Source organism: Mesorhizobium comanense (assembly GCF_005503535.1).
Lineage (GTDB): Bacteria > Pseudomonadota > Alphaproteobacteria > Rhizobiales > Rhizobiaceae > Mesorhizobium > Mesorhizobium comanense.
In genome coordinates, this window is sequence record NZ_SCNN01000018.1 from 102,539 (window position 1) to 128,485 (window position 25,947).

24 protein-coding genes are annotated in these 25,947 nt (G+C 62.8%); 14 read left to right on the plus strand and 10 right to left on the minus strand.

Translation table 11 applies throughout. The features are described 5' to 3' along the window. Positions 1-350: 350 nt before the first annotated feature. The 6 genes from lptF to rsmA all read left to right on the plus strand — a co-directional run bounded on the left by lptF (position 351) and on the right by rsmA (position 8,036). On the plus strand, positions 351-1,553 hold the full coding sequence (gene lptF / locus FFS37_RS25905; protein WP_137933810.1) for an LPS export ABC transporter permease LptF: 1,203 nt from the start codon (positions 351-353) through the stop codon (positions 1,551-1,553). Further along, positions 1,550-2,635, plus strand: coding sequence for an LPS export ABC transporter permease LptG (gene lptG, locus FFS37_RS25910; protein WP_171026425.1), 1,086 nt, complete (start codon positions 1,550-1,552; stop codon positions 2,633-2,635). Before lptF ends, lptG begins: the two co-directional genes overlap by 4 nt. Next, complete coding sequence (locus FFS37_RS25915; RefSeq protein WP_171026419.1) at positions 2,635-5,055, plus strand: LPS-assembly protein LptD; 2,421 nt, start codon at positions 2,635-2,637, stop codon at positions 5,053-5,055. Before lptG ends, FFS37_RS25915 begins: the two co-directional genes overlap by 1 nt. A gap of 185 nt (positions 5,056-5,240) precedes the next feature. Further along, positions 5,241-6,173 (plus strand): peptidylprolyl isomerase, encoded by a 933-nt coding sequence (locus FFS37_RS25920; RefSeq protein WP_171026420.1) that lies wholly within the window; start codon positions 5,241-5,243, stop codon positions 6,171-6,173. Position 6,174: 1 nt separating this feature from the next. Further along, positions 6,175-7,203: a 4-hydroxythreonine-4-phosphate dehydrogenase PdxA gene (gene pdxA / locus FFS37_RS25925; protein ID WP_137933814.1), complete on the plus strand. Its 1,029-nt coding sequence runs from the start codon at positions 6,175-6,177 to the stop codon at positions 7,201-7,203. Next, entirely contained in the window at positions 7,200-8,036 is an 837-nt protein-coding gene (rsmA, locus tag FFS37_RS25930; RefSeq protein WP_137933815.1) for a 16S rRNA (adenine(1518)-N(6)/adenine(1519)-N(6))-dimethyltransferase RsmA, read from the plus strand. The genes pdxA and rsmA overlap by 4 nt, the downstream gene beginning before the upstream one ends. Before the next feature lie 209 nt (positions 8,037-8,245). On the opposite strand, the gene gmk is transcribed toward rsmA, so the two are convergent. From gmk to fabD, 9 genes are all read right to left on the minus strand, one after another. Continuing rightward, on the minus strand, positions 8,246-8,902 hold the full coding sequence (gene gmk, locus FFS37_RS25935; protein WP_137933850.1) for a guanylate kinase: 657 nt from the start codon (positions 8,900-8,902) through the stop codon (positions 8,246-8,248). Positions 8,903-8,923: 21 nt separating this feature from the next. Then, entirely contained in the window at positions 8,924-9,814 is an 891-nt protein-coding gene (locus tag FFS37_RS25940) for a YicC/YloC family endoribonuclease (RefSeq protein WP_137933816.1), read from the minus strand. A 208-nt stretch (positions 9,815-10,022) separates the two neighbouring features. After that, entirely contained in the window at positions 10,023-11,282 is a 1,260-nt protein-coding gene (mltG, locus tag FFS37_RS25945) for an endolytic transglycosylase MltG (protein ID WP_137933817.1), read from the minus strand. A 102-nt stretch (positions 11,283-11,384) separates the two neighbouring features. Further along, a complete protein-coding gene (fabF, locus tag FFS37_RS25950) occupies positions 11,385-12,647 on the minus strand; it encodes a beta-ketoacyl-ACP synthase II (protein ID WP_137933818.1) in 1,263 nt (420 codons plus the stop codon). A 34-nt stretch (positions 12,648-12,681) separates the two neighbouring features. Beyond that, the gene (locus tag FFS37_RS25955) at positions 12,682-12,918 is read right to left on the minus strand and encodes an acyl carrier protein (protein WP_006203723.1); all 237 of its coding nucleotides are present in this window, start codon (positions 12,916-12,918) and stop codon (positions 12,682-12,684) included. Between the two features lie 213 nt (positions 12,919-13,131). Continuing rightward, entirely contained in the window at positions 13,132-13,869 is a 738-nt protein-coding gene (gene fabG, locus FFS37_RS25960; protein WP_137933819.1) for a 3-oxoacyl-[acyl-carrier-protein] reductase, read from the minus strand. A gap of 40 nt (positions 13,870-13,909) precedes the next feature. Further along, positions 13,910-14,176: a type II toxin-antitoxin system RelE family toxin gene (locus FFS37_RS25965; RefSeq protein WP_137933820.1), complete on the minus strand. Its 267-nt coding sequence runs from the start codon at positions 14,174-14,176 to the stop codon at positions 13,910-13,912. Beyond that, positions 14,160-14,381, minus strand: a complete 222-nt coding sequence (gene relB / locus FFS37_RS25970; protein WP_137933821.1) for a type II toxin-antitoxin system RelB family antitoxin — start codon at positions 14,379-14,381, stop codon at positions 14,160-14,162. Before relB ends, FFS37_RS25965 begins: the two co-directional genes overlap by 17 nt. A gap of 69 nt (positions 14,382-14,450) precedes the next feature. Continuing rightward, positions 14,451-15,398, minus strand: a complete 948-nt coding sequence (gene fabD, locus FFS37_RS25975; RefSeq protein WP_137933822.1) for an ACP S-malonyltransferase — start codon at positions 15,396-15,398, stop codon at positions 14,451-14,453. 251 nt (positions 15,399-15,649) lie between these two features. On the opposite strand from fabD, the gene FFS37_RS25980 reads away from it, so the two are divergent. Beyond that, positions 15,650-17,602, plus strand: a complete 1,953-nt coding sequence (locus FFS37_RS25980; protein ID WP_137933851.1) for an LTA synthase family protein — start codon at positions 15,650-15,652, stop codon at positions 17,600-17,602. A 46-nt stretch (positions 17,603-17,648) separates the two neighbouring features. On the opposite strand, the gene FFS37_RS25985 is transcribed toward FFS37_RS25980, so the two are convergent. Further along, positions 17,649-19,286, minus strand: coding sequence for a pilus assembly protein (locus tag FFS37_RS25985; RefSeq protein WP_137933823.1), 1,638 nt, complete (start codon positions 19,284-19,286; stop codon positions 17,649-17,651). A 458-nt stretch (positions 19,287-19,744) separates the two neighbouring features. On the opposite strand from FFS37_RS25985, the gene rpsF reads away from it, so the two are divergent. The 7 genes from rpsF to FFS37_RS26020 all read left to right on the plus strand — a co-directional run bounded on the left by rpsF (position 19,745) and on the right by FFS37_RS26020 (position 25,906). After that, positions 19,745-20,233, plus strand: coding sequence for a 30S ribosomal protein S6 (gene rpsF / locus FFS37_RS25990; RefSeq protein ID WP_137933824.1), 489 nt, complete (start codon positions 19,745-19,747; stop codon positions 20,231-20,233). Then, complete coding sequence (rpsR, locus tag FFS37_RS25995; RefSeq protein ID WP_006203718.1) at positions 20,233-20,481, plus strand: 30S ribosomal protein S18; 249 nt, start codon at positions 20,233-20,235, stop codon at positions 20,479-20,481. The genes rpsF and rpsR overlap by 1 nt, the downstream gene beginning before the upstream one ends. A gap of 216 nt (positions 20,482-20,697) precedes the next feature. Beyond that, positions 20,698-21,279 (plus strand): 50S ribosomal protein L9, encoded by a 582-nt coding sequence (rplI, locus tag FFS37_RS26000; RefSeq protein ID WP_137933825.1) that lies wholly within the window; start codon positions 20,698-20,700, stop codon positions 21,277-21,279. Positions 21,280-21,521: 242 nt separating this feature from the next. Then, on the plus strand, positions 21,522-22,814 hold the full coding sequence (locus tag FFS37_RS26005) for an SAM-dependent methyltransferase (RefSeq protein ID WP_137933826.1): 1,293 nt from the start codon (positions 21,522-21,524) through the stop codon (positions 22,812-22,814). Between the two features lie 85 nt (positions 22,815-22,899). Further along, positions 22,900-23,223, plus strand: a complete 324-nt coding sequence (locus FFS37_RS26010; RefSeq protein ID WP_137933827.1) for a YnfA family protein — start codon at positions 22,900-22,902, stop codon at positions 23,221-23,223. Between the two features lie 3 nt (positions 23,224-23,226). Then, complete coding sequence (locus tag FFS37_RS26015; protein ID WP_137933828.1) at positions 23,227-24,204, plus strand: small ribosomal subunit Rsm22 family protein; 978 nt, start codon at positions 23,227-23,229, stop codon at positions 24,202-24,204. A 211-nt stretch (positions 24,205-24,415) separates the two neighbouring features. Then, positions 24,416-25,906 (plus strand): replicative DNA helicase, encoded by a 1,491-nt coding sequence (locus FFS37_RS26020; protein ID WP_137933829.1) that lies wholly within the window; start codon positions 24,416-24,418, stop codon positions 25,904-25,906. Positions 25,907-25,947 lie beyond the last annotated feature (41 nt).

Here is a 25,947-nt window from a genome sequence, read left to right on the forward strand (position 1 = left end):
TCGGGGATTGCGCGATTTGCGCGAAGCGGTTTGAAGCGATCCGCGACATTTGGTCGTTTTCCGGGATTTGGCAAGACTTTGCCAAAATGACTACCCATATGAAATCTGGAATCGATGGCGATTCGTCGCGGCACGGCACGCTTCATGCCGCAACCTGTTGTTAACCATCGATGTTCGCCCTTTCTTATCCCTTCCCGCCGACACTTCGCTCCACTTCGGCGCGCGATGTGGGACGGGAACCGGATCGCCTGCGTGACGAAGACAACCGGAGCCAGTTGTGCGGGCGTCGCCGGACAGCTACCCTAAGTGCGGTGGCATGATGCCGTTCGAGAAAATCGAGTAAGCCCTTCATGAAGGTCGTTGAACGCTACATCATGCGCCGCGCCTTCGTGGTCTTCCTGGCGGCGCTGGTCTGGACACTGGCGATCGTCTGGACAACGCAGGTTCTGGCCAAAATCGATCTGGTCACCGACAGCGGGCAGTCGTCGCTGACGTTCTTCGAGGTGGCGGCGCTCATCCTGCCGTCGATCATCCCGATCGTGGTGCCTTTCGCGCTGGTGGTGGCGGTCGCCCAGACACTCAGCGTCATGAACTCGGATTCCGAACTCGCCGTCGTCAACGCCTCCGGCGCCTCACGATGGACCATCGTGCGGCCGATCATGCTCCTGGCGCTTGCGGCGAGCGTCTTTTCCTTCGCCGTGGACAATGGCATCGATCCCTATGCGCGCCAGAAGAACCGCGCTCTGGTGGCGGAATCGCGCGCCGACCTGCTGTCGCTGATCATCCAGGAAGGCACCTTCCGCAAGATCGAGGACGGACTGTTCCTGCAGATCGGCGAGCGGCTTCCCGACAACCGGCTGGGCGGTATCTTCGTCGCCGATTCGCGCGAGGAAGGCGTCAACCTCGTCTACTATGCCAAGACCGGCAGCATCGTCGAACGCGACGGCGAAAAGGTGCTGATGATGAATGACGGGGTCATTCATCGCAAAACAGTGAGCGGCGACCTCAGCGTCATCCGGTTCACCTCCTATGCCTTCGACATGTCCGCCTTCATGTCGGCGGCCAATCAGGTCACCCTGCTGCCGAAGGACCAGACAACCCAGTACCTGCTCAATCCGAGCCCGAACGACAAGAACTACCAGCAGAATCCCCAGGAATACCGGGCCGAGGTCGACCAGCGGTTCTCGGAGTGGACGTATTCGATGGTCTTCGCCTTGATCGCGCTGGCGGTCGCCGGCGACGCGCGTTCGCACCGCGAGGCGCGTGTCAATCCGTTGATCACGGCCATCGGCATATCGCTGTTCGTGCGCTGGCTGGGATTCTTTGCCGCCAGCAAGGCCGACGAGGTCCCGCAATACGCCTATATGGTCTATGGCGTCCCCATCGTGGCTTCCGCCGTGGCGATCTGGTTCATCGTTTCGAACCGGACCATGGAGCTGCCGGTGGCCTGGGCGGACTGGATGACGAACCTCGCCAGTCGCATCGGCGACGGCTGGAACGCGCTCAAGCAGCGTTGGTCCAGGCGCGGCACATCAGGTCAAGAGGTCGGCTGATGGGCTGGACGCTGGGCCGTTACTTCTTCTTCCGTTACGTGACGATCACGATCTGGTTCTTCCTTGGCCTCTTGGCGCTGGTGTTCCTGATCGACTTCACCGAACTATCGGGACGCACCACCGGCCTGCCGGGCTTCACCTACGGCACGGCAATGGCCATTTCGGGCCTGCGCATGCCGATGATCATGCTGCAGACGGTGCCATTTGTCGGCCTGTTCTCGGCGATGGCGACGCTGGTTTCGCTCAACCGCCGCTACGAACTGGTCATCGCGCGGTCGGCCGGCGTTTCGGCCTGGCAATTCCTGTTGCCCTGCTGCATTGGCGCATTGCTGTTCGGTATCGTGTCGGTCGGGGTCATCAATCCCCTGGCCGCGCATGCCTTTTCCTGGTCCGAGCAGATCGAGACCCAGTTGCGCTCCGGCAAATCGAACACGGTTTCGGCCGAAGCCGCCCCCTGGATTCGCCAGAAGACCGGTTCAGGCGACACCATCATCGGCGCGCGGGCGATCCTCAACCAGGGCCTGGAGATGGCCGACGCCGTCTTTTTCGTCCTCGACTCACAAGGCAATATCGTCGAGCGCAAGGACGCGGCGCGTGCTTACCTGCGCGATGGCTATTGGGAATTACAGGACGTCAAGACCTTCAGGAACGGCACCATCCAGCCCGCCGAAAGCGATCGCGTGCCGACCAATCTGAAGCCGGAATTCGTACAGGAGCGGCTGGCACGCCCGGAAACGATTCCTTTCTACGACCTGCCGGCAAAAATCGAGGTTGCCCGTTCGTTCGGGCTCAAGGCAAATGCCTTTGCCATGCAGTTTGATTCGCTGGTGGCGTTGCCGTTCCTCCTCGTCGCCATGACGCTGATTGCGGCAACAGTTTCAATGCGATTTGCGAGGATGGGACAATCGGCAACGATGATTCTGGGTGGCGTCGTTGCCGGGTTTCTGCTTTATGTCGTTTCGGTGCTGGTAAAGGCATTCGGCGTGGCGGGGTTTGTGCCGACTGCTATAGCCGCTTGGGTGCCGGTCGTGGTAGCTATGTTCTTCGGGGTGACTTTCCTGCTATACAAGGAAGACGGCTAGTGAGGGAGGCGGTTTTGCCAAGCAGCAGGCAGGCCAATTTGGCGCGCCTTTATGCGGCGAGCGCCTTGGCGTGTCTGCTTGCATACGCCGTTCCGTTGCCGGCATTCGCGCAGGATGTCGCCGGCATGACGACCAAGGTTCCGTCCAACTCGCAAATGCTGTTGGCGGCCGACACGCTTGAATACAACAACGACAACCAGACCGTGACAGCCGTCGGCGGCGTGCAGATCGACTATGGCGGCAACCGCCTCGTTGCCCAGAAGGTCGTGTACGACCGCAAGACCAAGCGGATGGTTGCGAGCGGCAATGTCGAGATCGTCAACAGCGACGGCACCAAGATCAATTCCGATCATATCGACATCACCGACGATTTCGCCGACGGTTTCGTCAACGCGCTGCGCGTCGAGACCATCGACAAGGCCTATTTCGCGGCCGAAAGCGCCGAACGCATGGGCGGGGTGCTGACCACCTTCCACAATGGCGTCTACACCGCCTGCGAGCCCTGCGAGGACAAGCCCAACAAGGCGCCGACGTGGCGCGTCAAGGCACGCAAGATCATCTGGAACGGCGAGAAGAAGACGGTCCGCTTCGAGAATGCGAATTTCGAATTCTTCGGCTTCCCTCTCGCCTACCTGCCGGCGTTCGAGATCGCCGACCCGACCGTGAAGCGCAAGAGCGGCTTCCTGATCCCGAGCATCAACTACAACAGCCACTTGGGATACAGCGTCAAGGTTCCCTACTATTTCGCTCTTTCGCCGACATATGACCTGACGGTGACGGGAAGCGGCTACACCAAACAGGGCTTCCTTGGAGAAGCCGAGTGGCGCCAGCGCTTCAACAATGGCGAATACACTTTGAAGATCGCCGGCATCCAGCAGAAGGATCCCGACGCCTTCATCGATAGCGCCGGCCGCAATGTCGATTCGGGTACGGCGGGGGATCCGAACAAGTTCCGCGGCATGATGGGCACGCAGGGGCAGTTCGCGATCAACGAGCGCTGGAATTTCGGCTGGGACGTGCTGCTGCAGACCGACAAGAACTTCTCGGCCACCTATAACATCCCCGAATACAATGCCGCCGTCCACCAGTCGTCGATCTACCTGACAGGCCTCAACGACCGGAACTATTTCGACGTGCGCGCCATGCATTTCGAGGTTCAGGAAGACGCCCTCAACGGCAATCCCGCCGCCCGCAGCGGCCAGCAGCCCTGGGTGCTGCCGTCGCTCGATTATGCGTACATACCCGATGTTCCGGTCGCCGGCGGCCAGCTCTCGTTCAACGTCAACGCGCGCGTCATCCGCCGTGACAATCTCGATGAGGCGTTCGATACGGCATACGATCCTACCACGCCGGTGCAACGCGTGCGCGGCCTGGCGGGTGAATCCAGCCGCCTGACCGCCGAGGCAGAGTGGAAACGGACGTTCGTCACCGATGACGGGTTGGTGCTGACGCCGTTGCTGGCGCTGCAGGGCGACACCGACTATGTCAATGTCTCGTCGGGTTCGCTGGCCGCCGTCAATCAGATGGCGACGAATCTGGGGCAGCAGGACGACATGCGCTCCTCGTTTGCCCGCTATATGGCAACGGCGGGCCTCGAAATGCGCTGGCCGCTGCTGTTCTCGCTGGCCAGCGGGTCGAGCCATGTCATCGAGCCGATGGCACAGGTGTTCCTGCGTCCGAACGAACAATATGTCGGCGGCCTCTCGATTCCGAACGAAGACGCGCAGAGCATGGTTTTCGACGCAACCACGCTGTTCGAACGCGACAAGTTCTCCGGCTATGACCGCATCGAGGGCGGCTCGCGCGCCAATGTCGGGCTGCGCTATTCCGGCTCCTACATCAATGGCTGGGGCACCAACGCGATCTTCGGCCAGTCCTACCAGATTGGCGGCGAAAACTCCTTCGCCGCGCCGGACCTGGTCAATGTCGGTGCCTATTCGGGCCTTCAGACCACCAAGTCCGACTATGTCGGCCTGTTTGGCATCAACAGCCCGAACGGGTTCGCGGCCTCAGTCAGCGGCCGGTTCGACGAACAGACCTTCGATATCCGTCGTGCCGAGTTCAAGGCCGCCTATTCCGGCCTGCCGGTGTCGGTGAGCGCCAAGTACGCCTTCATCCAGGCACAGCCGCTCTACGGTTTCACGACCGACCGTCACGAGGTCACGCTCGGCGCTTCGACGCACCTTGCCGAGAGCTGGCGCGTGTTCGGGACCGGAACCTATGACCTGCAGGAAGGCCTGCTGGTCAAGGACGGGGTGGGTTTCGCCTACAATGATTCCTGCTTCACCTATCTGATGACCTACTCCCAGTCGCGTGACCTGAACACCAGGGAAGTGACCCAGAGCATCGGCTTCAACCTGTCGTTCCGCACCCTCGGCGACTTCGGCTCGTCGACCAACTCGGTCGATACCATCCAATAGTGCATGGCGCTCAAAAGTGGTCACGGCTTCGAGACAACGCCATGCGTGAAAACAAGAATCTGGAGCGCGTCGCGTAAATCCGTTCGGACGGGGCGCGCTGTGTGGCGACATCGTTTCGCCGCATAGGGCTGGCACGGATTCGCGCATCCGGAGGGACGGAATGGTGGGGCCGGGATAGAATTGGGATGCCAAGGATGAGGAAATACCTCTTTTCAGCAGGGTTCGCGCTGCTTGTGGCGGCAACATCGGTGTCGATGGGTGTCATGACGCCGCCAGCCTTCGCCAGCGAGATCAAATATGTCGTCAACGACATACCGATCACCAGTGGCGATATCGCCCATCGCGCGGCTTTTCTGAAGCTGCAGCGCAAGAAGGGTGACGCGGCCCAGGAAATGATCGACCAGACGCTGCGGCTGGCCGAAGCCAAGAGGCTCGGTATCCGCATCAGCGACGCGCAGGTCGAAGCCGCCTATCAGCGGTTTGCCGCAGGCAACAAGATGCAGCTCAGCCAGCTCGACGGCGTCATGGAGAAATCCGGCGTCGGCAAGGATCACTTCAAGGAGTTCATCCGCGCCCAGATGGCATGGAACCAGGCTTTGAGCGCGCGCTACCGTTCCGGCGAAGGCGGCAGCGTGACCGAGCAGGATGCCGTCAGGCGCATGCTCGACAAAGGGGGAGCCAAGCCAAGCGCCACCGAGTACATGCTGCAGCAGGTCATTTTCGTCGTGCCGGCCGCCGAGCGTAGTGCGACGCTGGCCAAGCGAAAGCGCGAGGCCGACGCCATGCGGGCCCGTTTCAATGGCTGCGCCACGACACGCGAGTTCGCCAAGGGCCTGATCGACGTCACCGTGCGGGATCTCGGTCGGGTGCTGGCGCCGCAGCTGCCGCCGGACTGGGCCGAACAAATCAAGGCAACGAAGGTCGGCGGCGCCACCGCCACGCGCGAGACCGAACGCGGCGTCGAGTTCATCGGCATCTGCTCGTCGCGCGAAGTGTCGGACGACAAGGCCGCCCAGATGGTGTTCCAGAGCGAAGGCTCGAATGACAAGGCCGCCGACGACCTCAGCAAGAAGTATGTCGACGAGCTGAAGGCAAAAGCCCGCATCGTCAAGCGCTGAGGTGAGCAGCGTGGCGACCGCGCTGGCGCTGAGCGTCGGTGATCCGTCCGGCATTGGGCCGGAGATCGCGATTGCCGCTTTTCTGGCGCGGACAGCGGCCGCCATACCTGCCTTTTACCTTCTGGCCGACCCGGCGCTGATTGCTTCGCGCGCGCGTCATCTCGGCGTCTCGCCGCCCATCGAGGAGGTGACACCGGAACAAGCGATGGCGGTCTTTGGCCGCGCCTTGCCGATCGTTCCTCTTGATGCCCGATTCATCGACAGCCCGGGCCGGCCGGATTCGGCCAATGCAGCCGGCACGATCGAGGCGATCGACCGTGCCGTGGCCGCATGCCTTGCCGGCGACGCCGCCGCCGTGGTGACCTGCCCGATCGCCAAGAAGCCGCTCTACGATGCCGGATTCCGCTTTCCCGGCCATACCGAATATCTGGCGCATCTGTCGGCCCGGCACAGCGGGATCGACACGATGCCGGTCATGATGCTGGCAGGTCCCGACCTGCGCACGGTTCCCGTCACCATCCACATCGCGCTTGCGGAAGTGCCGAAGGTCCTGACCACCGAACTGATCGTGACGACCGCGCGCATCACCGCTGCCGATCTCGCCAGCCGCTTCGGCATCGCAAGGCCCAGGCTTGCCATTGCAGGCCTCAATCCGCATGCCGGCGAAGGCGGCTCCATGGGATTGGAGGACGAGCAAATCGTGCGCCCGGCAATCGCAATCCTGCGCGCCGAAGGCATCGACGCCTCCGGCCCCCTGCCCGCCGACACGCTGTTCCATGCCAGGGCGCGTGCCGGCTATGACGCGGCATTGTGCATGTATCACGACCAGGCCCTGATTCCGGCGAAGGCACTGGCTTTCGACGAGGCGGTCAATGTCACGCTTGGCCTGCCCTTCATCCGCACTTCGCCGGATCACGGCACCGCCTTCGACATCGCCGGCAAGGGTGTCGCGCGGCCCGACAGCCTGATCGCGGCGTTGAAGCTTGCCAGGAAGCTCGCCGACACCGATGCAAAGGCGATTGCCGCATGAGCCTCGATGGATTGCCGCCTCTGCGCGACGTCATCGAGCGCCACGGGCTGCAGGCAAAGAGGGCGCTCGGTCAGAATTTTCTGCTCGACCTGAACCTGACCGGCAAGATCGCGCGCAGCGCCGGAGACCTGACGGGCGCCACCGTGATCGAAGTCGGCCCCGGCCCCGGCGGACTGACAAGGGCACTGCTTTCCGACGGCGCCCGGCGGGTCGTCGCCATCGAGCGCGATGAACGCTGCCTTGCCGCCCTCGCGGAGGTCTCCGCTCACTATCCGGACCGGCTGGAGGTGATTTCCGGCGATGCGCTGAAGACCGATTTCGCCGCGATCGCCTCCGCGGCCGAGGGCCATGGTCCCGTACGCATCGTGGCCAACCTGCCTTACAACATCGGCACCGAGTTGCTTGTCCGCTGGCTGACGGTGACGGAGTGGCCGCCCTTCTATGTCTCGATGACGCTGATGTTCCAGCGCGAAGTGGCCCAGCGCATCGTGGCGGCGCCAGGCAGCGATGCCTATGGCAGGCTTGGGGTGCTGGCAGGCTGGCGTACACAGGCGAGAATCGTCTTCGATGTGCCGCCACAGGCCTTCACGCCGCCGCCAAAGGTGACCTCTTCGGTGGTCCATCTGGAGCCGCGTGCAGCCCCCCTGGCTGCCGACGTAAAAAAACTCGGCCGTGTTACCGAGGCCGCCTTCGGCCAGCGTCGCAAGATGTTGCGGCAAAGCGTCAAAAGCCTGGGCGGCGAAGCATTGCTGGAACGCGCCGGCATCGATCCGACGCGCAGGGCGGAAACGCTTAGCGTGGAAGAGTTCGTAAGGCTGACGAACGCGGTTTGAGAAGCTGCCGATCTCCCCCCTCGTGGGCGAGATGTCCGGAGGACAGAGGGGGGCGTGAAGGATCGCCGACCTCCGAATCTTGACCTGCGTATTGCCGACATCAGCCCCAGCAAAATGATGCCAATTACTTGAGCAGGCTGCGGGACAGCACCCCCCTCTGCCCTGCCGGGCATCTCCCCCACAAGGGGGAAGATTGGCGCTTCACTGTCTCACGCCGTCTTTTCGTCCAGCAGCCCCGAGACGAAATCGAACAGGCCCGGCCGGCGGTCACGCCGTAACCTTTCGGCAATGACGATACCGCGAACCTCGGCAAAGGCACGATCGAGATCGTCATTGACGATGACGAAATCATACTCTTTCCAGTGCTCGATTTCGTTGCGCGCGTTCTTGAGCCGGGTCTCGATCACCGCTTCCTGGTCCTCGGCGCGACGCTTCAGGCGCGCCTTCAATTCCTTCATCGACGGCGGCAGGATGAAAATCGAGACGATGTCGGCCCGCATCTTTTCCTTGAGCTGCTGGGCGCCTTGCCAGTCGATGTCGAACAGCATGTCGCGCCCTTGCGCCAGCGCCAATTCCGCAGGCTCGCGCGGCGTCGCGTAACAATTGCCGTGCACCTCGGCCCATTCGAGCAATGCATCGGAATCGCGCAGCCGTTCGAACTCGCGCATCGTGCGGAAATGGTAATGGACACCCTCTATCTCCGAGCCGCGCCGCGGCCTGGTGGTTACCGAGACCGACAGTTCGAGGCTGGCATCGCTTTCCAGAAGGTTGCGAGCGATCGTCGATTTGCCGGCCCCGGAAGGCGACGACAGGACGAGCATCAGGCCCCGGCGGCGGATGCGGGACCCCAAATCCCTGGGGGCCATCGGTTCCTTGGCAACCATCGGCTACTCCAGATTCTGGACCTGTTCACGAAACTGGTCGACCACCGCCTTCAAATCCAGCCCGATCGCGGTGACGGCCGCAGCGTTCGACTTGGAACACAGCGTATTCGATTCGCGGTTAAATTCCTGTGCCAGAAAATCGAGCTTGCGACCGACCGCGCCGCCGCCCTCGAGGAGAGCGCGTCCAGACGCGACATGGGTTTTCAGCCGGTCGATCTCTTCGCGGATGTCGGCCTTGGTGGCGAGGAACGCCGCCTCCATGTGCAGTCGGCTCGCATCCAGATTGGCCGATGCATCCATCAGAAGCTTGACCTGCTCGGCGATGCGTTCACGGATCGCGGCCGTCTCGCGTGACGGATCCGCCTCGGCCCGCAGCGTGAGCGCCTCGATCATGTCGATATGCCCGGCCAACAGGGCAGCCAGCGCCGAGCCCTCGCCTTGCCGTGCCTGTTCCAGCCCTTTCAACGCCACGTCGAGGGCCGCCATGATCGCGACATCAAGGGCGGCACGCGCCTCGTCGGTTTCGACGGTTTCGGGAACATCGAGCACACCCCGCAGCGACAGCAGTCCGTCCGCGGTCGCAGCAGCGACGCCGAACTGTTCCTGCAATCGCTTGGCCAGGCCTGCGAGATCTTTCAGGAACGCCTCGTTGACGACGGGTTGCGCCTGCGCGCCGGCGGCGCGGCCGATGGTCAGCGTCGCCTGGAAGTTGCCGCGCGCGAAACGCTTCTGCAACGTCTGCCGGACGACCGGCTCCAACCTTTCGAACCCCTGCGGCAACCGCAGGCGTACTTCGACGCTCTTGCCGTTTACGGACTTGATCTCCCAGGCGATCGAAGTGCCGTCATGCTCGGCGACGGCACGTGCAAATCCGGTCATGCTCTGCAAATTCATAGCGCCTGCATATCCCTAGAGCGTGATGCCGAAAAGTGTGAAGGGGTTGTGGGACGACATGATGCTCTATCTTTTTGATTGAAAGCGTCACCCTGAAACCGCTTCCGGACAGGGCAAGTGCTGCTTTAAATAACCGTGCCGCGTCGAAATCGGACGCGCGGCGCTCCTTCAAATGTCAGGCCGTCGCCTTCCCGGCAACGCTTTTTTCTCACTGAGCATCGCCGCCGGCATCGCCACTGTCGCCTGAAGAGTTGTCGCCGCCGTCGGCAGGCTTGTCCGTGGCAGGCTTGTCGGTATTGCCGCTCGTCCCGGCGGCAGCGGCGGCTTTGGCCGCGTCATCGGCCTGCTTCTTCTGCAGGGCCCGATAGCGCGCGACGTTCTCATTGTGCTCGTCCAGCGTCGCGGCAAAGACGTGACCGCCGGTCCCATCGGCGACGAAGTAGAGATCGTCGGTCTTGGAGGGATTGGCCACGGCTTCAAGCGCGGCGCGGCCAGGATTGGCGATCGGCGTCGGCGGCAGACCGTTGATCACATATGTATTGTAGGGTGTCTGCTTCTGGATATCCGACTGATAGATCGGCCGGTCCGCCGGCTTTCCCTTGCCGCCGAACAGACCATAGATGATGGTCGGGTCGGATTGGAGCCGCATTCCCTTTGACAGCCGGTTCAGGAACACGGCGGCGACCCGCGAGCGCTCGTCACCCCTTCCGGTTTCCTTCTCGACGATCGAAGCCAGGGTGACGAAGTCGTCGACATTGGCGAGCGGCAGATCCGGCGCGCGCCGCTGCCATACTTCGTCGACCAGCTTCTTCTGATCGGCCAGCAGCTTGTCGATCATCTGCTGGCGCGTCGCACCGCGTGTGAAGCGCAGCGTGTCGGTGGCGAGACTGCCTTCGGGGGGCGTGGTCTTGGGCATGTCACCGCTCAAGGCAGGCTCATCGGCGATGCGTTGCAGCGCCTGATCGACGGTCAGCCCCTCCGGAATGGTCAGCGAATACATCACCGACTTGCCGCTCTTCAGAAGCTCCATGATGTCGCGCATGGAGGCCCGCGGCTTGATCTCGTATTCGCCGGCCTTGAGCGCGGAATCATTGCCGAAGGCGCGCACGCCGAGGCGGAAGACCCGGGCGTCGCTGATCAATCCACGGCGCTCAAGCTGGTCGGCGATATCCTGGACGCCGGTGTTCGGCTTGACCAGGAAAGTGTCGCCATTGGCCGAAGGACCGGGTTCGGTGAACGCCTGCTTGCCCAGATAGAGCGCAACGCCTGCTGCCAGAACCATCAGCATCACCGAGGAGATGACGAAGTTCATGAAGACGACGACCTGGCTGCGCGAAGCGCGCGAGCGCTTCGGCGGCGGTGTTCCTGCCTCGGGCCGCAGGGCCTCGCTGGCTGTCTTCGGGACGATCGGCCCGTTGTTCGCCGGCCGCTGTCCGAGTTCTCCGTTGCCCGACGGATTTGTGTTCATTTCGCCCTACCGTTTGATCGCCCAACGAATCCCCTGCGGCAGAGTAGGGGCGAATATGGCAAAATTGACGGCACGCCGAAGCATGGCCCGGCGGCCGGATTGTCAGCCATTGTAACGCTGGAACACGAGCGAAGCGTTGGTGCCGCCGAAGCCAAACGAATTGGACAGGGCCACGTCGATCTGCCGGGGACGCGGCTTGTTCGGCACCAGGTCGATCGCGGTTTCGCGTTCCGGGTTGTCGAGATTGATGGTCGCCGGCGCGATATTGTCCCGGATGGCAAGGATCGAGAAGATCGCTTCGGCGGCGCCGGCAGCACCCAGGAGATGGCCGATCGACGACTTGGTCGACGACATCGATATCTTGGATGCGGCATTGCCGACCAGTCGCTCGACAGCGCCGAGTTCGATGGTGTCGGCCATGGTCGAGGTGCCGTGCGCGTTGATGTAGTCGACGTCGGCGGGCGTAAGCTTGGCGCGGTTCAACGCCGCGGTCATGCAGCGGAAGGCACCGTCACCGTCCTCGGCGGGAGCCGTGATGTGATAGGCATCGCCAGTGAGGCCGTAGCCGGTAACTTCGGCGTAAATCTTGGCACCGCGCGCCTTGGCGTGTTCGAGCTCCTCGAGCACGACGACACCGGCGCCCTCACCCATGACGAAACCGTCGCGGTCGCGATCATAGGGCCGTGATGCCGTCTGGGGGGTGTCGTTGCGCTCGGTGGAGAGCGCCCGACAGGCCGCGAAGCCAGCCAGGGAAAGTCGCGTCACCGGCGATTCCGCACCACCGGCCAGCATCACGTCGGCATCGCCGAAGATGATCAGCCGGGCCGCATCGCCAATGGCATGGGCTCCTGTCGAACAAGCGGTCACGACAGCATGGTTCGGTCCCTTGAGACCATGCCGGATCGAAACCTGGCCCGAAACCAGATTGATGATGTTGCCGGGGATGAAGAACGGGCTGATGCGGCGTGGCCCGCGCTCCTTGAGGATGATCGCGTTCTCGGCGATGCCCTCCAAGCCGCCAATGCCGGAGCCGATCAGCACGCCGGTGGCGCAGCGCTCTTCTTCGGTCGAAGGCTGCCAGCCGGAATCCTTCAATGCTTCATCGGCGGCCGCGATCCCATACAGGATGAAGTCGCCGATCTTGCGAAGTTCCTTCGGCTCAAGAATGGCTTCCGGATTGAGCGTGCCGTTGGAGCCGTCACCGCGCGGGATGACGTGGGCGATCTTGCAGGCAAGATCGTCCACCTCGAACTCGGTGACGCGCTTGGCGGCGCTGCGGCCGGTCAGCAGTTCCTTCCAGCCGTGCTCGAAGCCCATACCGAACGGCGAAACCAGGCCAAGGCCCGTGACGACGACACGCCTCATCGCAGGTCCTCCCCAGTGATGACTGCGGAAAGCGTCAGGCCGACGCCTTGTCGATGTACTTCACGGCGTCGCCGACCGTCAGGATGGTCTCTGCCGCGTCATCGGGAATCTCGACGCCGAATTCCTCTTCGAACGCCATGACAAGTTCAACCGTGTCGAGGCTGTCTGCGCCCAGATCATCGATGAAGCTCGCTTGCTCCGTCACTTTGTCGGCATCGACGCCAAGGTGCTCGATGACGATCTTCTTGACGCGCTCTGCGGTGTCACTCATTTGGGGCATCCTCGTCTTGTGTTTGTCTGTCTTCGTTAGCGGGCGGAATGCCGCTAATCAAGCTGAAAGATGGTCCTGCCGGAAACGCAACGGCGACAGACCGGTTTTTGCCCGAACCGCCGGGTTGCGGGCCGCATTACACGAAAAATGGTGGGCGTCCAAGCCGAAATGGTCTCTTTTCACAAGCCGGCGGCGGCGCGCCGCCAGCGTCGCTCAGATCATTGCCATGCCGCCATTCACGTGAATGGTCTGTCCGGTGACATAGCCGGCCTCGTTGGAAGCCAGATAAGCAACGGCGGACGCAACCTCGGCGCTGGTGCCCATGCGCCGGGTCGGGATCGCCGCCATGATCGCCTCTTTCTGCTTGTCGTTGAGCTTGTCGGTCATGGCCGATTCGATGAAGCCCGGCGCAACGCAGTTGACGGTGATGTTGCGGGTGGCGATTTCCTGCGCCAGCGATTTGGAGAAGCCGATCATGCCGGCCTTGGAGGCGCAGTAATTGGTCTGGCCCGGGTTGCCGGTAACGCCGACCACCGAAGTGATGTTGATGATGCGGCCATGGCGGCGGCGCATCATCGGATGCGTCAGTTCGCGGGTCAGCCGGAAAACGGCGGTGAGGTTGACCTCAAGCACCGAGTCCCAGTCGGCGTCCGACATGCGCACGAACAATCCATCCTTGGTGATGCCGGCATTGTTGACCAGGATGTCGACGCCTTCGAGTTCGGCCTCGGCCTTCTGGCCAAGCGCCTTGACCTCGTCGCGGTCCGACAGGTTGGCCGGGAAGAGCTTGACGCGGTCGCCCAGCTCGGTGGCCAGCGTCTCCAGTTTCTCCACACGCGTGCCATGCAGGCCGACGATCGCGCCTTGCGCATGCAGTACGCGGGCAATCGCCTCGCCGATGCCACCCGATGCGCCGGTGACGAGCGCCTTGCGGCCGGTCAGTTCGAACATGTCTTTTCCTTCTCTCAAGTCTGACAGCCGTCGAGTCTGGCTATCTGTAGACGTCGCCGCGGTGACCTATTGTCACCACCAGAATTACGAGCCGGTTGTCCTGTACATCACAGATAATTCGGTAATCCCCAACCCTATATCTCCAGAAAGTCGCAAGTGGACCCTTCAGCGGCTTGCCGGCCTCTCGCGGATTGTCGAGGGTGGCGACGCGGTTCTCAAGGAAATCGCGAATTCGGTTGCGTGTCTGCGGATCCAGCTTTTCGACGAATTTACGCGCCGAGCGGGCATACTCAAGCGTCCAGGCCACGCCAGAAGTCCTCAGCCCCCACGACATCCTCCTCCCCGCTCCTGATCCGTTCCAGGACCTCGGCCGCGAGATAGTAGTCCTCCACGTCCTCAAGGCCGCGTTCTATAAGTTCGCGCAGATAGTACGCTTTGCTCCGGCCGGTCTTGGTCGCGAGAAAATCCAGGCGTTCTTCGATTTCGGGAGCAAGTCGGATCGAGGTCGGCATTCCACCCTCTCAATGAATACATGTATTCATGTACTGCGGTGATGCCGGCAGTTCAAGCCCAATGCGTGATCAACTCAACGCGGCCAGCGCGGCCTCAACATCGGCCGCCGTGCCAACAGCCGATATCGCGATATCGCGATTGATACGCCGCGCCAAGCCCGACAGCACCTTGCCGGCACCGACCTCATAAAGCGCGGTGACGCCGTTCGCCCCGAACCACTCGACGGTTTCGCGCCAGCGCACGCGGCCGGTCACCTGCTCGACCAGACGGCGTGTAATCTCGTCGGCATCGTTCGATGGCGTCACCGACACGTTGGAAATGACGGGAACGACAGGCGCGCTCCTGGCGACAGCGGCAAGCGCATCTCGCATCACATTGGCGGCCGGCGCCATGAGCGCCGAATGGAAGGGCGCCGAGACCTGCAGCATCAGCGCACGCTTGGCGCCCTTTTCGGTGCACAGTTTCGCGGCGAGTTCGACCGCGGCCTTGGCACCGGAGATCACCAGCTGGCCGCCGCCATTGTCGTTGGCGATCTGACAGATCTTGCCGGATCCTTGCCCGGCCTCGGTGCAAGCCGCTTCGACATCCGCCTGCTCCAACCCGATGATCGCCGCCATCGCGCCCTCGCCGGCCGGCACCGCCGCCTGCATGGCGTTGCCGCGGATGCGCAGCAGCCGCGCGGCATCGGCAACAGAAACAAAACCGGCGGCCGCCAGGGCGGAATATTCGCCCAGCGAATGGCCAGCGACATAGGCGACCTTGTCCTTCAGCGAAAGGCCGCCCACTTCCAACGCCTTGATCGCCGCCAGCGACACCGCCATCAGCGCCGGCTGTGCGTTGGCGGTCAGCGTCAAGGTCTCCTCGGGGCCTTCCCAGATCAGTTTCGAAAGGTTCTCGCCGAGCGCGTCGTCGACTTCCTGGAAGATCGCCCGGGCCTCGGGGAAGTTGTCGGCGAGGTCCTTGCCCATGCCGACAGCCTGACTGCCTTGTCCCGGAAAGGTGAATGCGACGGCCATGCGGGGCTCTCCAGACTGGTTCTGTTGCCTGATAACACGAGTTTTCCTGCCTGTGGCGCAAGGCGGCCCGGCAAGTCAAGCCCGGTTCCCACCGCCGGCAGACCGCAACCATGCGCGGAGTGCCTGTTCCAAAAGGGCTTTTTGGCGATCAATCCTGATGAAAGCCGCTCACGAATCGTTTGCTGGCTCTTCTTATTTCCGCTACAGGCGCTAACTTTGCATGACAGTTTGATGACAATCGAGTGACGCGCTTGTCACTGGGTGGGGAAGTTAAGGTGGCCAAGAGTTCGAAACGCGCCGGCAATGCCGTCCCGCAATTCCTGGAGGACGATCCGTCCACCGGCTACTTGCCGGGCCGCAGATGGCCTGTCCTGCGGTACGGGCTGATAAGCCTTGCAATCGCGGCTGTCCTGGTTTTCGCGATAGAACTGATCGTGCGCGGCGATGTCGCCGGCACCGCTTCCTTCTTCCTGCAGCCGCTCAAGCCCGGCTGGACAACGATCATCGTGTTCGCGCTCATCCTGATCGGCCTCGACGCCATTCTCGGGCGCAGCCACCAGAGCTTGATGATCGTCGCGCCCTTGACCCTGAGCCTGGCCTTTGTCGGGCACCAGAAGTCACATTATCTCGGCGACCCGCTCTATCCGACCGATTTTCTCTACGCCCGCCAGATATTCGCCCTGTTGCCGCTTCTGGTGCGTGACCGGCCAATGACGGCGCTGGCAATGGTGGCCGGCATCGTCGCCGGCCTTTCGCTGCTTGTCTACGGATGGCGCCTGTGGCGCCGCAGGGTTCCGGCGCTGAGCCACAAGGGACGCCTTGCCCGGCTGGCGCTGGCGGTGCCGCTGCTCGCCTTCTTCGTCTCGATCATGGACTACGCCACCTTCTCGTGGACACGGGACCGTCTGCAGATCATCCCGATGATGTGGGACCAGAAGGAGAACTATGCCTCCAACGGGTTCGCGCTGGCCTTCGCCCTCAACGTTCCGATGGCGCATGTCACGGCACCATCAGGCTACTCGGAAAAGACGATCGCCTCGATCGAGCGACCGCAGACGGCCGCGTCGGTGCCCGACGAACGGCCCGACATCATCGTGGTCATGAGCGAATCCTTCTGGGATCCCACCAAGCTGCCCGGCGTTTCCATCACGCCGGACCCCATTCCGACGGTGCGGGCGCTGCGTTCAGGTTCGATGTTCTCACCCGAATTCGGCGGCATGACCGCCAACATCGAATTCGAGGCGCTGACCGGCTTCTCGAATGCTTTCCTGCCCGCCGGCAGCATTCCCTACCAGCAATATGTACGCACGCCGACGCCATCGATGGCCACCTTCCTGAAGAGCGAAGGCTATCGGGCGCGCGCCATCCATCCGGGCACCAACTGGTTCTGGAATCGCGGTGCGGTGTACGCCGATTTCGGTTTCAGCGATTTCAAGTCGGAAGAGACCCTGCCGCCGATGGAAAAGCGCGGGCCGCTGGCGTCTGACGCGTCGATGACCGACGAGATCATTCGCGAGGCGGACGCCAGCGACGATCCGGTATTCTTCTTCGCCGTCAGCCTGCAGAACCACGGACCCTACGAACCGAACCGCTACGAAAACCCCACCCATTCCGTGGAAGCGCCGATCAGCCAATGGGCGCGTGCTTCGCTGCTCTCCTACGCCGAGGGGGCGGCCGACGCGGATCGCGGTCTGCAGCGCCTGATCGAATGGGCAAAGACACGTGAGCGGCCAACGATCGTTGCCTTCTTCGGCGACCATCTGCCGCCGCTCGGACCGGTCTATGTCGAGACCGGCTTCCTGAAGGACAATGTCGCGCCGCGCAAGGAACCGACGCCGGAGGCAGCGCTCGAACACCACGAGACCCCGCTGGTCATCTGGTCGAACCGCTCCGGCCCGGTCGGGGGCCTCGGCACGGTGAGCCCGGCATTCCTGCCCTATCACATACTCACCGCCGCGGGCATCACCCATCCCTACTACACGGGCTTCCTGGGCGAGATGCGGGAGCGCTACCGGGTGGTCGATCGCAACATGCTGCTGACGCCGGCAGGCCAGGCCACGACCGATTGGTCGCGCCAGAAGGAGATAGACCCGGCGATCAGCGATTTCCGGCTTATCCAGTACGACATGATGTTCGGAAAGCGCCATGCGGCGCCCGACTTCTTCCCCGAGACGGTCGACAAGATCGTCGCCCATACGAGCTGAGCCGCGACGTACGTCACGCTTCCGCCAGGCTTTCTGGATTCAACGCTCAATTCGTCAATTGCAGCTTCGAGAACTTGTTGGCGATCTGCTGAAAGACGTTCGGCAGCTTTGCCGGGTCGTTGACCGCGTAGTATCCGCTCGGGTCCGAGGCACATGCGCTGTAAAGCGCGCGGTTGGCGGCGGTGTCTGACTGCAGCACCATCGTGTAGATTTGCACACCCTGATTCTTCAACTGTGTACACACGCTCTTGGTCCAGCCGTCGACATTGCGTGCCGCCGTCGTCTGATTATCCGACCCGAAGCGGCCGCCAGCCAGGTATCCATAGGACGTGTAGTCGGACTTGGTCGGCTGGTTGCTGGCGCCATAGACGACGTTCTCGCCATCGGTCAGCAGCATGACGATCTTGCTGACGCCCGCCGTCTTGAACGGCGCACCGTCCGTATAGGGCGCACCGGGCGACAGCACCCGCATGCCCCACGCCAAACCTTCCGACACATTGGTGCCGGAGCCGTTCCATTCCGTCATCTGGCTGGCCGCCTTGCGAAGCTTGTCGAAATCGTCGGTCAGGGGAACGACAGGGGTCGGGCAGGAGCGGTTGGGTCCAACGGTGATCGCAGTGGCGGTTTCGGTGACAATCTGGTTCGTCGAGGCCACGTATTTGGCGACCTTTTCCAGATCGGCGGCCAACAGCGCATCGATCACGCCCCCGAGCAGTCCGCTGAGGTCGATGCCCAGGACGTTGACCCCGGCCTGCTTGAGCTTGTTCTTGTCAATCGTGTCGTCGAGATAGGAGTTGTTGTAGCCCGTGGCCGAGTTCCCGTAGGAACCCGAAGGCTTCGTCGCCGGCGCGGGATCGTCCGGAGCGAAATACGGCACGAACAGCGTGTCGGGCTTGGACGGATCGGGCGGCGTGTCGGAGATGTTGTAGGTGCCGGGCCGCGCTTCGACGCAGCCCTTCCACCCGGTGCCGTTCCAGCCGCCTTTCAAGCCAAGCTGCCTGAACAGTGCCATGTGGTTCGGGCGCTTGCCGTCGATGAGCGGAAAATTGATGCCGTTGGTGGAGGACTTGCCATCCATGTCGATCCAGGACGGATCGAACCCATCGCCGTTGACATTGACGGCGGTGACGAACGGAACCAGCGAGGCGCGGACTTGACGCGTCGGCGATTTCGTCGCCTCAAGCGTATCCAGCAACGACTTCGTCGCCGCTCTCAGGGCGGTCATGCGGGCACCTGCCATCGAGCCGGTGTTGTCCAGAACCAGCACGACTTCCAGCTGATTGTTGGATTCGACGGCCGAGGCATCGACCACGATATGCTTGTTCTGGCCGAACAGAAAGGCGAAGTTCAGATTGACGTCCGCCGAGGCGACCGCCTTTGTCTTGATGTAATTGACGCCCTTGTCGACGGTCAGCGTCGCCTGTGCGTTGGCAAGTTCGCCATGCCCGGTGATATTGGCCTGAAAATAGCGATTGAAGGCGTCGGTGCGGGTGATGTCGAGATCGCCCAGATGCGAGGAGGCAAGATTAGCGGAGTCGAGTGCATTCTGCAGGTTGCTCTTCGCACGCATGATGGTAGAGACGTCGACCGCGAAGGCGACGGCCGACAGGATTGCCGGCAGGCCAAGACCGAGCAACAATGCGAAATTGCCGCTCCTGGAGCGCCAGAAGTTCTTGAGAAGCATCCTTACCCCCGGAAATGCCTGCCGCCTGTCATGCGCGGTTTATCCGGACTTTTGCGCCTTTCATGATGAATCGACCGTTGACGTCCGGCCTCAACCCCGCACAACCTGACATTGTGGTTAAGGGCAAGTTGCCGGGAAATCGCCCGATTGCCGGTGCCGGCGGCCGATTTTCGAAGGTCGCGCGACATTGAACCGCCGCCTGCCCTTGCCTTATCGAAGGATTGCTGTATAGACGCCGCCAATCTGCCGGTCCCAGCTGGGGGCTGAACGGAGGGCCGGAGGTTTCGAAACCTTCGTGTGAAGCCAGAAGTGCTTCCGCCTCCCGTGTCTCCGCTCTCGACCGTCTCGTCATGCTCCTTTCTTCTCCGCCCCTCCTTCGAGGCTCAGCGGATCAGAGAAGTTGCAGAGGCTTTTGCCGCCGGGAACCGGGAGAGAAACGAAGAAAGGCACCAGACATAATGGCTCTTTACGAACATGTGTTTCTTGCCCGGCAGGACCTCTCGCAGCAGCAGGTCGATGCGCTTGTCGAACAGTACAAGGGCGTCATCGCAGCGAATGGCGGCTCCGTCGGCCGGGTCGAGAACTGGGGACTGAAGTCCCTCACCTACCGGGTCAACAAGAACCGGAAGGCATACTACACGCTGATGGACCTCACCTGCCCGCCGGCCGCTCTCAATGAAATGGAGCGCCAGATGGGTCTGTCCGAGGACGTGCTGCGCTTCCTGACCATCAAGGTCGAGGCGCATGAGGAAGGCGCGTCGGCCATGATGCAGAAGCGCGAAGAGCGCTCCGAGCGTGGCGGCTTCGGCGACCGTGACCGTGGCGATCGTCCGGCGCGCAGCTTCGGCGACCGTGGCGATCGTGGCCCGCGTTCGTTCGGTGACCGCGAAGGCGGCGACCGTGGTCCGCGCCGTCCGCGCGAAGGCTTTGAAGGGGGTGCAGAATAATGGTCGACATCAACCAGATCCCGACCCGGCGCCCGTTCCACCGCCGCCGCAAGACCTGCCCGTTCTCCGGCGCCAACGCGCCCAAGATCGATTACAAGGACGTGCGCCTGCTGCAGCGCTACATCTCCGAGCGCGGCAAGATCGTGCCGTCGCGCATCACCGCCGTCAGCCAGAAGAAGCAGCGCGAACTCGCCAAGGCGATCAAGCGCGCCCGCTTCCTTGGCCTGCTGCCCTACGTGGTCCGCTAATTCGTATCCAGGCGGGCGGTTTGCCGCCCGCCTTTCCACTGATCGCGACGGGCGCGGCCGGTTCTAACCAAAATCCCGAGTTGGGTTTCACAAGAAATCCTAACTGCCTGAACAGGCAGGACAGCGACACCGGCGCCGCGGCGCCCGAGCTTCCTGACCTGTTCCGAATTTGGCGCCGATCCCCGGATTGGCGCACAACCTGAAAGGAACAAAACCATGGAAGTCATTCTTCTCGAACGCGTTTCCCGCCTCGGCCAAATGGGCGACACCGTCAAGGTCAAGGACGGCTTTGCCCGAAATTTCCTGCTGCCGCAGGGAAAGGCGCTGCGCGCCAACGAAGCCAACAAGAAGAAGTTCGAAGGCCAGCGCGCCCAGCTCGAAGCCCGTAATCTCGAGCGCAAGTCGGAAGCCGCCCAGGTCGCCGAAAAGCTCGACGGCAAGAGCTTCATCGCCGTGCGCTCGGCCGGCGAGACCGGCCAGCTCTACGGTTCGGTTTCGACCCGCGACATCGCCGACCTGCTGACGGCCGAGGGTTTCACGGTCAACCGCAACCAGATCCAGCTCAACCAGCCGATCAAGACCATCGGTCTCACGAATGTGGCGATCGCGCTGCATCCGGAAGTCGAGGTCACCATCACGCTCAACATCGCCCGCACGGCCGACGAAGCCGAGCGCCAGGCGAAGGGCGAGACGCTGACCACCGCTGAAGCCATCTACGGCGACGACATCAACGACAATGCGCGGCCGGAAAACTTCTTCGACCCGAATGCCGAGTTCGACGGCGAAGAGAACGCCTGACAAAACCGGCCGGACACCCGTCCGGCCCACAAATCCGCAGAATTTCTGGCCTCCGGAATTTCTGGACCAACGCCCGGGTCTTCGACCCGGGCTTTTTTGTGCCAAACGGAACTTTTCGAGACCCTATATCTTGTGCACATTGCAGCGCGGCGCGTCGATTGGACGCGGGCGATGGCTGCGACACTTTGATTTGGCAATGCCGGTCCGGTCACCGGATGGTCCGACTGAGGGGACATTTGGTCATGAATATTCTGTTGAAGCGCGTACTCGACCGCCTGGTTCGCTCGGGCAATCTGCGGGTAACCGGGCCGAAAGGCTCGACATTCGTGTTCGGCGACGGCAGCGGCGAGCCGGTGCATCTGCACATCAAGACCAGGCACGCCGAACGTGCGATCACGTTCGACCCCATGCTGGCGGTGCCGGAGTCCTACATGGACGGCGAACTCGACATTCTCGAAGGCGGCGCGCTCGGCCTGATGCGCATTGCCTTCCAGAACATGGGCAGCGGCGGCATCGACGCGACATGGTCGAAAGCCATCGAGGGCCTGCGCCATGCCTTCCGTCGCCTGCAGCAGATCAACACCGCATCGCGCTCGCGGCGCAACGTGCAGCGCCACTATGATCTGTCGGGCGATCTCTACCGGCTCTTCCTCGACGAGGACATGCAATATTCCTGCGCTTATTTCGAGCAACCGGACATGACGCTGGACGAGGCGCAGGCGGCCAAGAAGCGGCATATCGCCGCCAAGCTCAGGCTGAAGGCCGGCCAGACGGTGCTCGACATCGGCTCCGGCTGGGGCGGGCTCGGCCTGTATCTCGCCAAGGCGTTCGACGTCGACGTTCAGGGCGTGACGCTGTCGACCGAACAGCACGGCGTCGCCACCGACCGCGCCCACGCGCAAGGGCTCGAGAACCACGTCCATTTCGAGCTGAAGGACTACCGCGAACTCAACGAACGCTTCGACCGCATCGTCTCGGTCGGCATGTTCGAACATGTCGGCGTCAATCACTTCCGCACCTTCTTCGACAAGGCGGCAACGCTTCTGAAGCCGGACGGCGTCATGCTCCTGCACACGATCGGCCGCTCGGGCGTGCCGTGGGCGACCAGCGCCTTCATCCGCAAATACATCTTCCCGGGCGGCTATATCCCGGCGATGTCGGAGGTGCTGCCGGCGATCGAGAAATCCGGCCTCGTCGTCACCGACGTCGAAGTCCTGCGGCTCCACTACGCCGATACGCTGAAGCACTGGGGCCAGCGCTTCGCCGCCAACCGCGACAAGGCCAAGGCGATCTACGACGAACGTTTCTGCCGCATGTGGGAATTCTATCTGGCCGCTTCGGAAGCCGCCTTCCGCTGGCAGGACCTGGTCATCTTCCAGTTCCAGATCGCCAAGAAGAACGACACGCTGCCGGTGACGCGCGACTACATGGCCAAATGCGAGAAGGCGCTGGAGATGCGCGACATGGGCCACCGCGAGGCAGCTCCCGTCGAGAAGCCGGCCAAGCCCGCCCGCCGACGCAAAGTGGCGGAATAGAAACACTTAGACTTTCGCCATTGGCGCTTGCCTTCGCAGGCCCCTGCCCCGAAAAAGGCCTCGTGATCGTCGCGAGGCCTTTTCCATGACTTATCTCCTGTATGGCGCCGCAGCGCTTGCCGAGATCGCCGGCTGTTTTTCGGTGTGGGCCTGGTGGAAGCTGGACAAGTCGGCGCTTTGGCTGGCGCCGGGATTGATTTCGCTGCTCGCCTTCGCCTGGCTGCTGGCACTGGTCGATACCGATGCGGCCGGCCGCGCCTATGCAGCCTATGGCGGCATCTACATCGCCGCCTCTCTCGGCTGGCTGTGGCTGGTGGAAGGCGTGCGCCCCGACCGGTGGGACCTCGCCGGCGCGATGCTCTGCGTGGCCGGCGCCTCGGTGATCCTGCTCGCCCCGCGCGGAGCCTGAACGATGGAGTTGCCCGCGCCGCTGAGACAGGCCGTCGACCACATCCTCGAAAGCGTATCGCTGCCCGAGCTCAAACAGGCGGCGAAAACCCTCTCCGACCGCTACCGCGCGGAGCTGCGCGACGGGCGTCTCCACATGGCGCAGGACATGGCCGTCAGGGCCTATCTGGCGACACGACTGCCGGCGACCTACGCGGCGGTGCGCGCCAGTCTCGACGCCCTGAACGACGCCCGGCCGGATTTCATGCCGAAGACCTTGCTCGATGTCGGCGCCGGCCCTGGTACGGTGCTTTGGGCCACAATGGACCTGTGGCCCGAACTCGAAGCCGCGGTCCTGCTCGAAGCCAGTGCCGCGGTGCGCAAGGTCGGCGAGACGCTGGCCGCCGACGCCATCAAGGCCCGGACCTTGTGGCAGGCCGGCGATGTCACGATAGACCTGGCCGGCTTCCAGCCAGCGGACCTCGTCACCTGCGCCTATGTGCTGGACGAAATCGCGTCGGCATCGCTGCCCAAAATGGTTGATCGGCTATGGCATCTCACCACGGACACATTGTTGATCGTCGAGCCAGGCACGCCGGCCGGCTGGCAGCGAATTCTTGCCGTGCGCGCGCAATTGATCGCGGCCGGCGCGCATGTGCTGGCGCCTTGCCCGCACGAGGCGCCCTGCCCGCTTATCGCGCCCGACTGGTGCCATTTTTCACGCCGCGTCGCCCGCTCGCGCCTGCATCGGCTGGCCAAGGATGCCGAGGTGCCGTGGGAGGACGAGAAATTCATCTATGTCGCCGCCTCCCGCCAACCGGCCGCCATGCGTGCGGCGCGGGTCGTCGCGCCGCCCAAATCCGGCTCGGGCAAGGTGTTGTTGAAGCTTTGCGAGCCTGGTGGGGGCGCCGGCGAGACACTCTTCACCAAACGGGATGGCGAACTGTTCCGGCTCGCCCGACGCCTGGACTGGGGTGACGCCCTGGACCACGGGCCCGCCTGATTGTTCTTGCTTCGTTCCAAGGCCTGGCGTAAGAATCAGCGCTTGTCGAGTCAACCGGAATCGAGACACAGGAACACTGTCCTGTGGACGGTTGCCGTCCCCTGTGAACAACGGGCATCAAGGCTGCTTGGTCGTGCGGTGATGCAGAAAGGTCAGCACGGTTCCGCGTCGTTCTGATATCGAAAAAGCCGGGATCGAAATCGGGGACATCATGGCAGAGGCAGCGCGAAAATTCGGCGTGGCGGAGCAACCGCTTTATCGCGAGGCACCGAACAACATCGAGGCCGAGCAGGCGCTGCTCGGGGCGATCCTTGTCAACAATGATGCCTTCTACCGTGTCTCCGATTTCCTGAAGCCGAACCATTTTTACGAACCGTTGCACCGCAGGATCTTCGAGATCGCGGCCGAACTGATCCGCATGGGCAAGGTGGCGACGCCTATCACCTTGAAGACCTTCCTGCCGGCCGACGAGAAAGTCGGCGACATGACGGTGGCGCAATATATCGTGCGGCTGGCCGTCGAAGCCGTCACCGTCGTCAATGCGACCGACTATGGCCGCGCCATCTATGACCTGGCGACGCGACGCGCGCTGATCACCGTCGGCGAGGACATGGTCAACATCGCCTATGACGCACCGGTGGACATGGCGCCTTCCGAGCAGATCGAGGACGCCGAGCGCCGCCTGTTCGAACTGGCCGAAACCGGTCGCTATGATGGCGGTTTCGAGAGCTTCACCGACGCCGTCAAGACCGCCGTCGACATGGCCAACGCCGCCTATATGCGTGATGGCGGCCTGTCGGGGCTTGCCACGGGCATGCGCGACCTCGACCGCCGCATGGGTGGCCTGCAATCGTCCGACCTTATCGTGCTCGCCGGCCGTCCAGGCATGGGCAAGACGTCGCTCGCCACCAACATCGCCTTCAATGTCGCCGAGGCCTACGTGCCGGCGCAGCAGGCAGACGGCTCGTTCAAGGCCGCCAATGGCGGCGTCGTCGGCTTCTTCTCGCTGGAAATGTCATCGGAACAGCTCGCAACCCGTATCATTTCCGAACAGACGGAAATCTCCTCCTCGAAGATCCGCCGCGGCGAGATCAGCGAAATGGATTTCGAAAAGCTGGTCGCCTGCTCGCAGACCATGCAGAAGATTCCCCTGTTCATCGACCAGACCGGCGGCATCTCCATCGCGCAGCTGTCCGCCCGCGCGCGTCGCCTGAAACGCCAGCGCGGCCTCGACCTGATCGTCATCGACTATATCCAGCTGATGCAGGGCTCTTCCGCCAAGGCATCACAGAACCGCGTGCAGGAAATCACCGAGATCACCACCGGCCTGAAGGCGCTGGCCAAGGAACTCGCGGTGCCGATCATCGCGCTGTCGCAGCTGTCGCGTCAGGTCGAAAGCCGCGACGACAAGCGCCCGCAGCTGTCGGATCTGCGCGAATCCGGTTCGATCGAGCAGGACGCCGACGTCGTCATCTTCGTCTACCGCGAGGAGTATTACCTCAAGAACCGTGAGCCGAAGCTCGGCACAGAGGAATACGTCAAGTGGGAAAACGAGATGAACGAAATGCGCGGCAAGGCCGAAGTCATCGTGGCCAAGCAGCGCCACGGGCCGACGGGCACGGTCACGCTCGCCTTCCACGGCGAATTCACCCGCTTCTCCGACCTGGCGGAAGAGCATCATATCGCTGAAAGGTTCGAGTAGCTGTTGGCCCACCCCGGCAACCCGCGATCGGCGCGCAACTG

Bases quoted from the DNA above. Each gene is read 5' to 3' on its own strand.
- lptF (WP_137933810.1), top strand. From the start codon at position 351: ATGAAGGTCGTTGAACGCTACATCATGCGCCGCGCCTTCGTGGTCTTC.
- FFS37_RS25920 (WP_171026420.1), top strand. From the start codon at position 5,241: ATGCCAAGGATGAGGAAATACCTCTTTTCAGCAGGGTTCGCGCTGCTT.
- rsmA (WP_137933815.1), top strand. From the start codon at position 7,200: ATGAGCCTCGATGGATTGCCGCCTCTGCGCGACGTCATCGAGCGCCAC.
- gmk (WP_137933850.1), bottom strand. From the start codon at position 8,902: ATGGCCCCCAGGGATTTGGGGTCCCGCATCCGCCGCCGGGGCCTGATG.
- FFS37_RS25940 (WP_137933816.1), bottom strand. From the start codon at position 9,814: ATGAATTTGCAGAGCATGACCGGATTTGCACGTGCCGTCGCCGAGCAT.
- mltG (WP_137933817.1), bottom strand. From the start codon at position 11,282: ATGAACACAAATCCGTCGGGCAACGGAGAACTCGGACAGCGGCCGGCG.
- fabF (WP_137933818.1), bottom strand. From the start codon at position 12,647: ATGAGGCGTGTCGTCGTCACGGGCCTTGGCCTGGTTTCGCCGTTCGGT.
- FFS37_RS25955 (WP_006203723.1), bottom strand. From the start codon at position 12,918: ATGAGTGACACCGCAGAGCGCGTCAAGAAGATCGTCATCGAGCACCTT.
- fabG (WP_137933819.1), bottom strand. From the start codon at position 13,869: ATGTTCGAACTGACCGGCCGCAAGGCGCTCGTCACCGGCGCATCGGGT.
- relB (WP_137933821.1), bottom strand. From the start codon at position 14,381: ATGCCGACCTCGATCCGACTTGCTCCCGAAATCGAAGAACGCCTGGAT.
- fabD (WP_137933822.1), bottom strand. From the start codon at position 15,398: ATGGCCGTCGCATTCACCTTTCCGGGACAAGGCAGTCAGGCTGTCGGC.
- FFS37_RS25985 (WP_137933823.1), bottom strand. From the start codon at position 19,286: ATGCTTCTCAAGAACTTCTGGCGCTCCAGGAGCGGCAATTTCGCATTG.
- rpsF (WP_137933824.1), top strand. From the start codon at position 19,745: ATGGCTCTTTACGAACATGTGTTTCTTGCCCGGCAGGACCTCTCGCAG.
- rpsR (WP_006203718.1), top strand. From the start codon at position 20,233: ATGGTCGACATCAACCAGATCCCGACCCGGCGCCCGTTCCACCGCCGC.
- rplI (WP_137933825.1), top strand. From the start codon at position 20,698: ATGGAAGTCATTCTTCTCGAACGCGTTTCCCGCCTCGGCCAAATGGGC.
- FFS37_RS26005 (WP_137933826.1), top strand. From the start codon at position 21,522: ATGAATATTCTGTTGAAGCGCGTACTCGACCGCCTGGTTCGCTCGGGC.
- FFS37_RS26010 (WP_137933827.1), top strand. From the start codon at position 22,900: ATGACTTATCTCCTGTATGGCGCCGCAGCGCTTGCCGAGATCGCCGGC.
- FFS37_RS26015 (WP_137933828.1), top strand. From the start codon at position 23,227: ATGGAGTTGCCCGCGCCGCTGAGACAGGCCGTCGACCACATCCTCGAA.
- FFS37_RS26020 (WP_137933829.1), top strand. From the start codon at position 24,416: ATGGCAGAGGCAGCGCGAAAATTCGGCGTGGCGGAGCAACCGCTTTAT.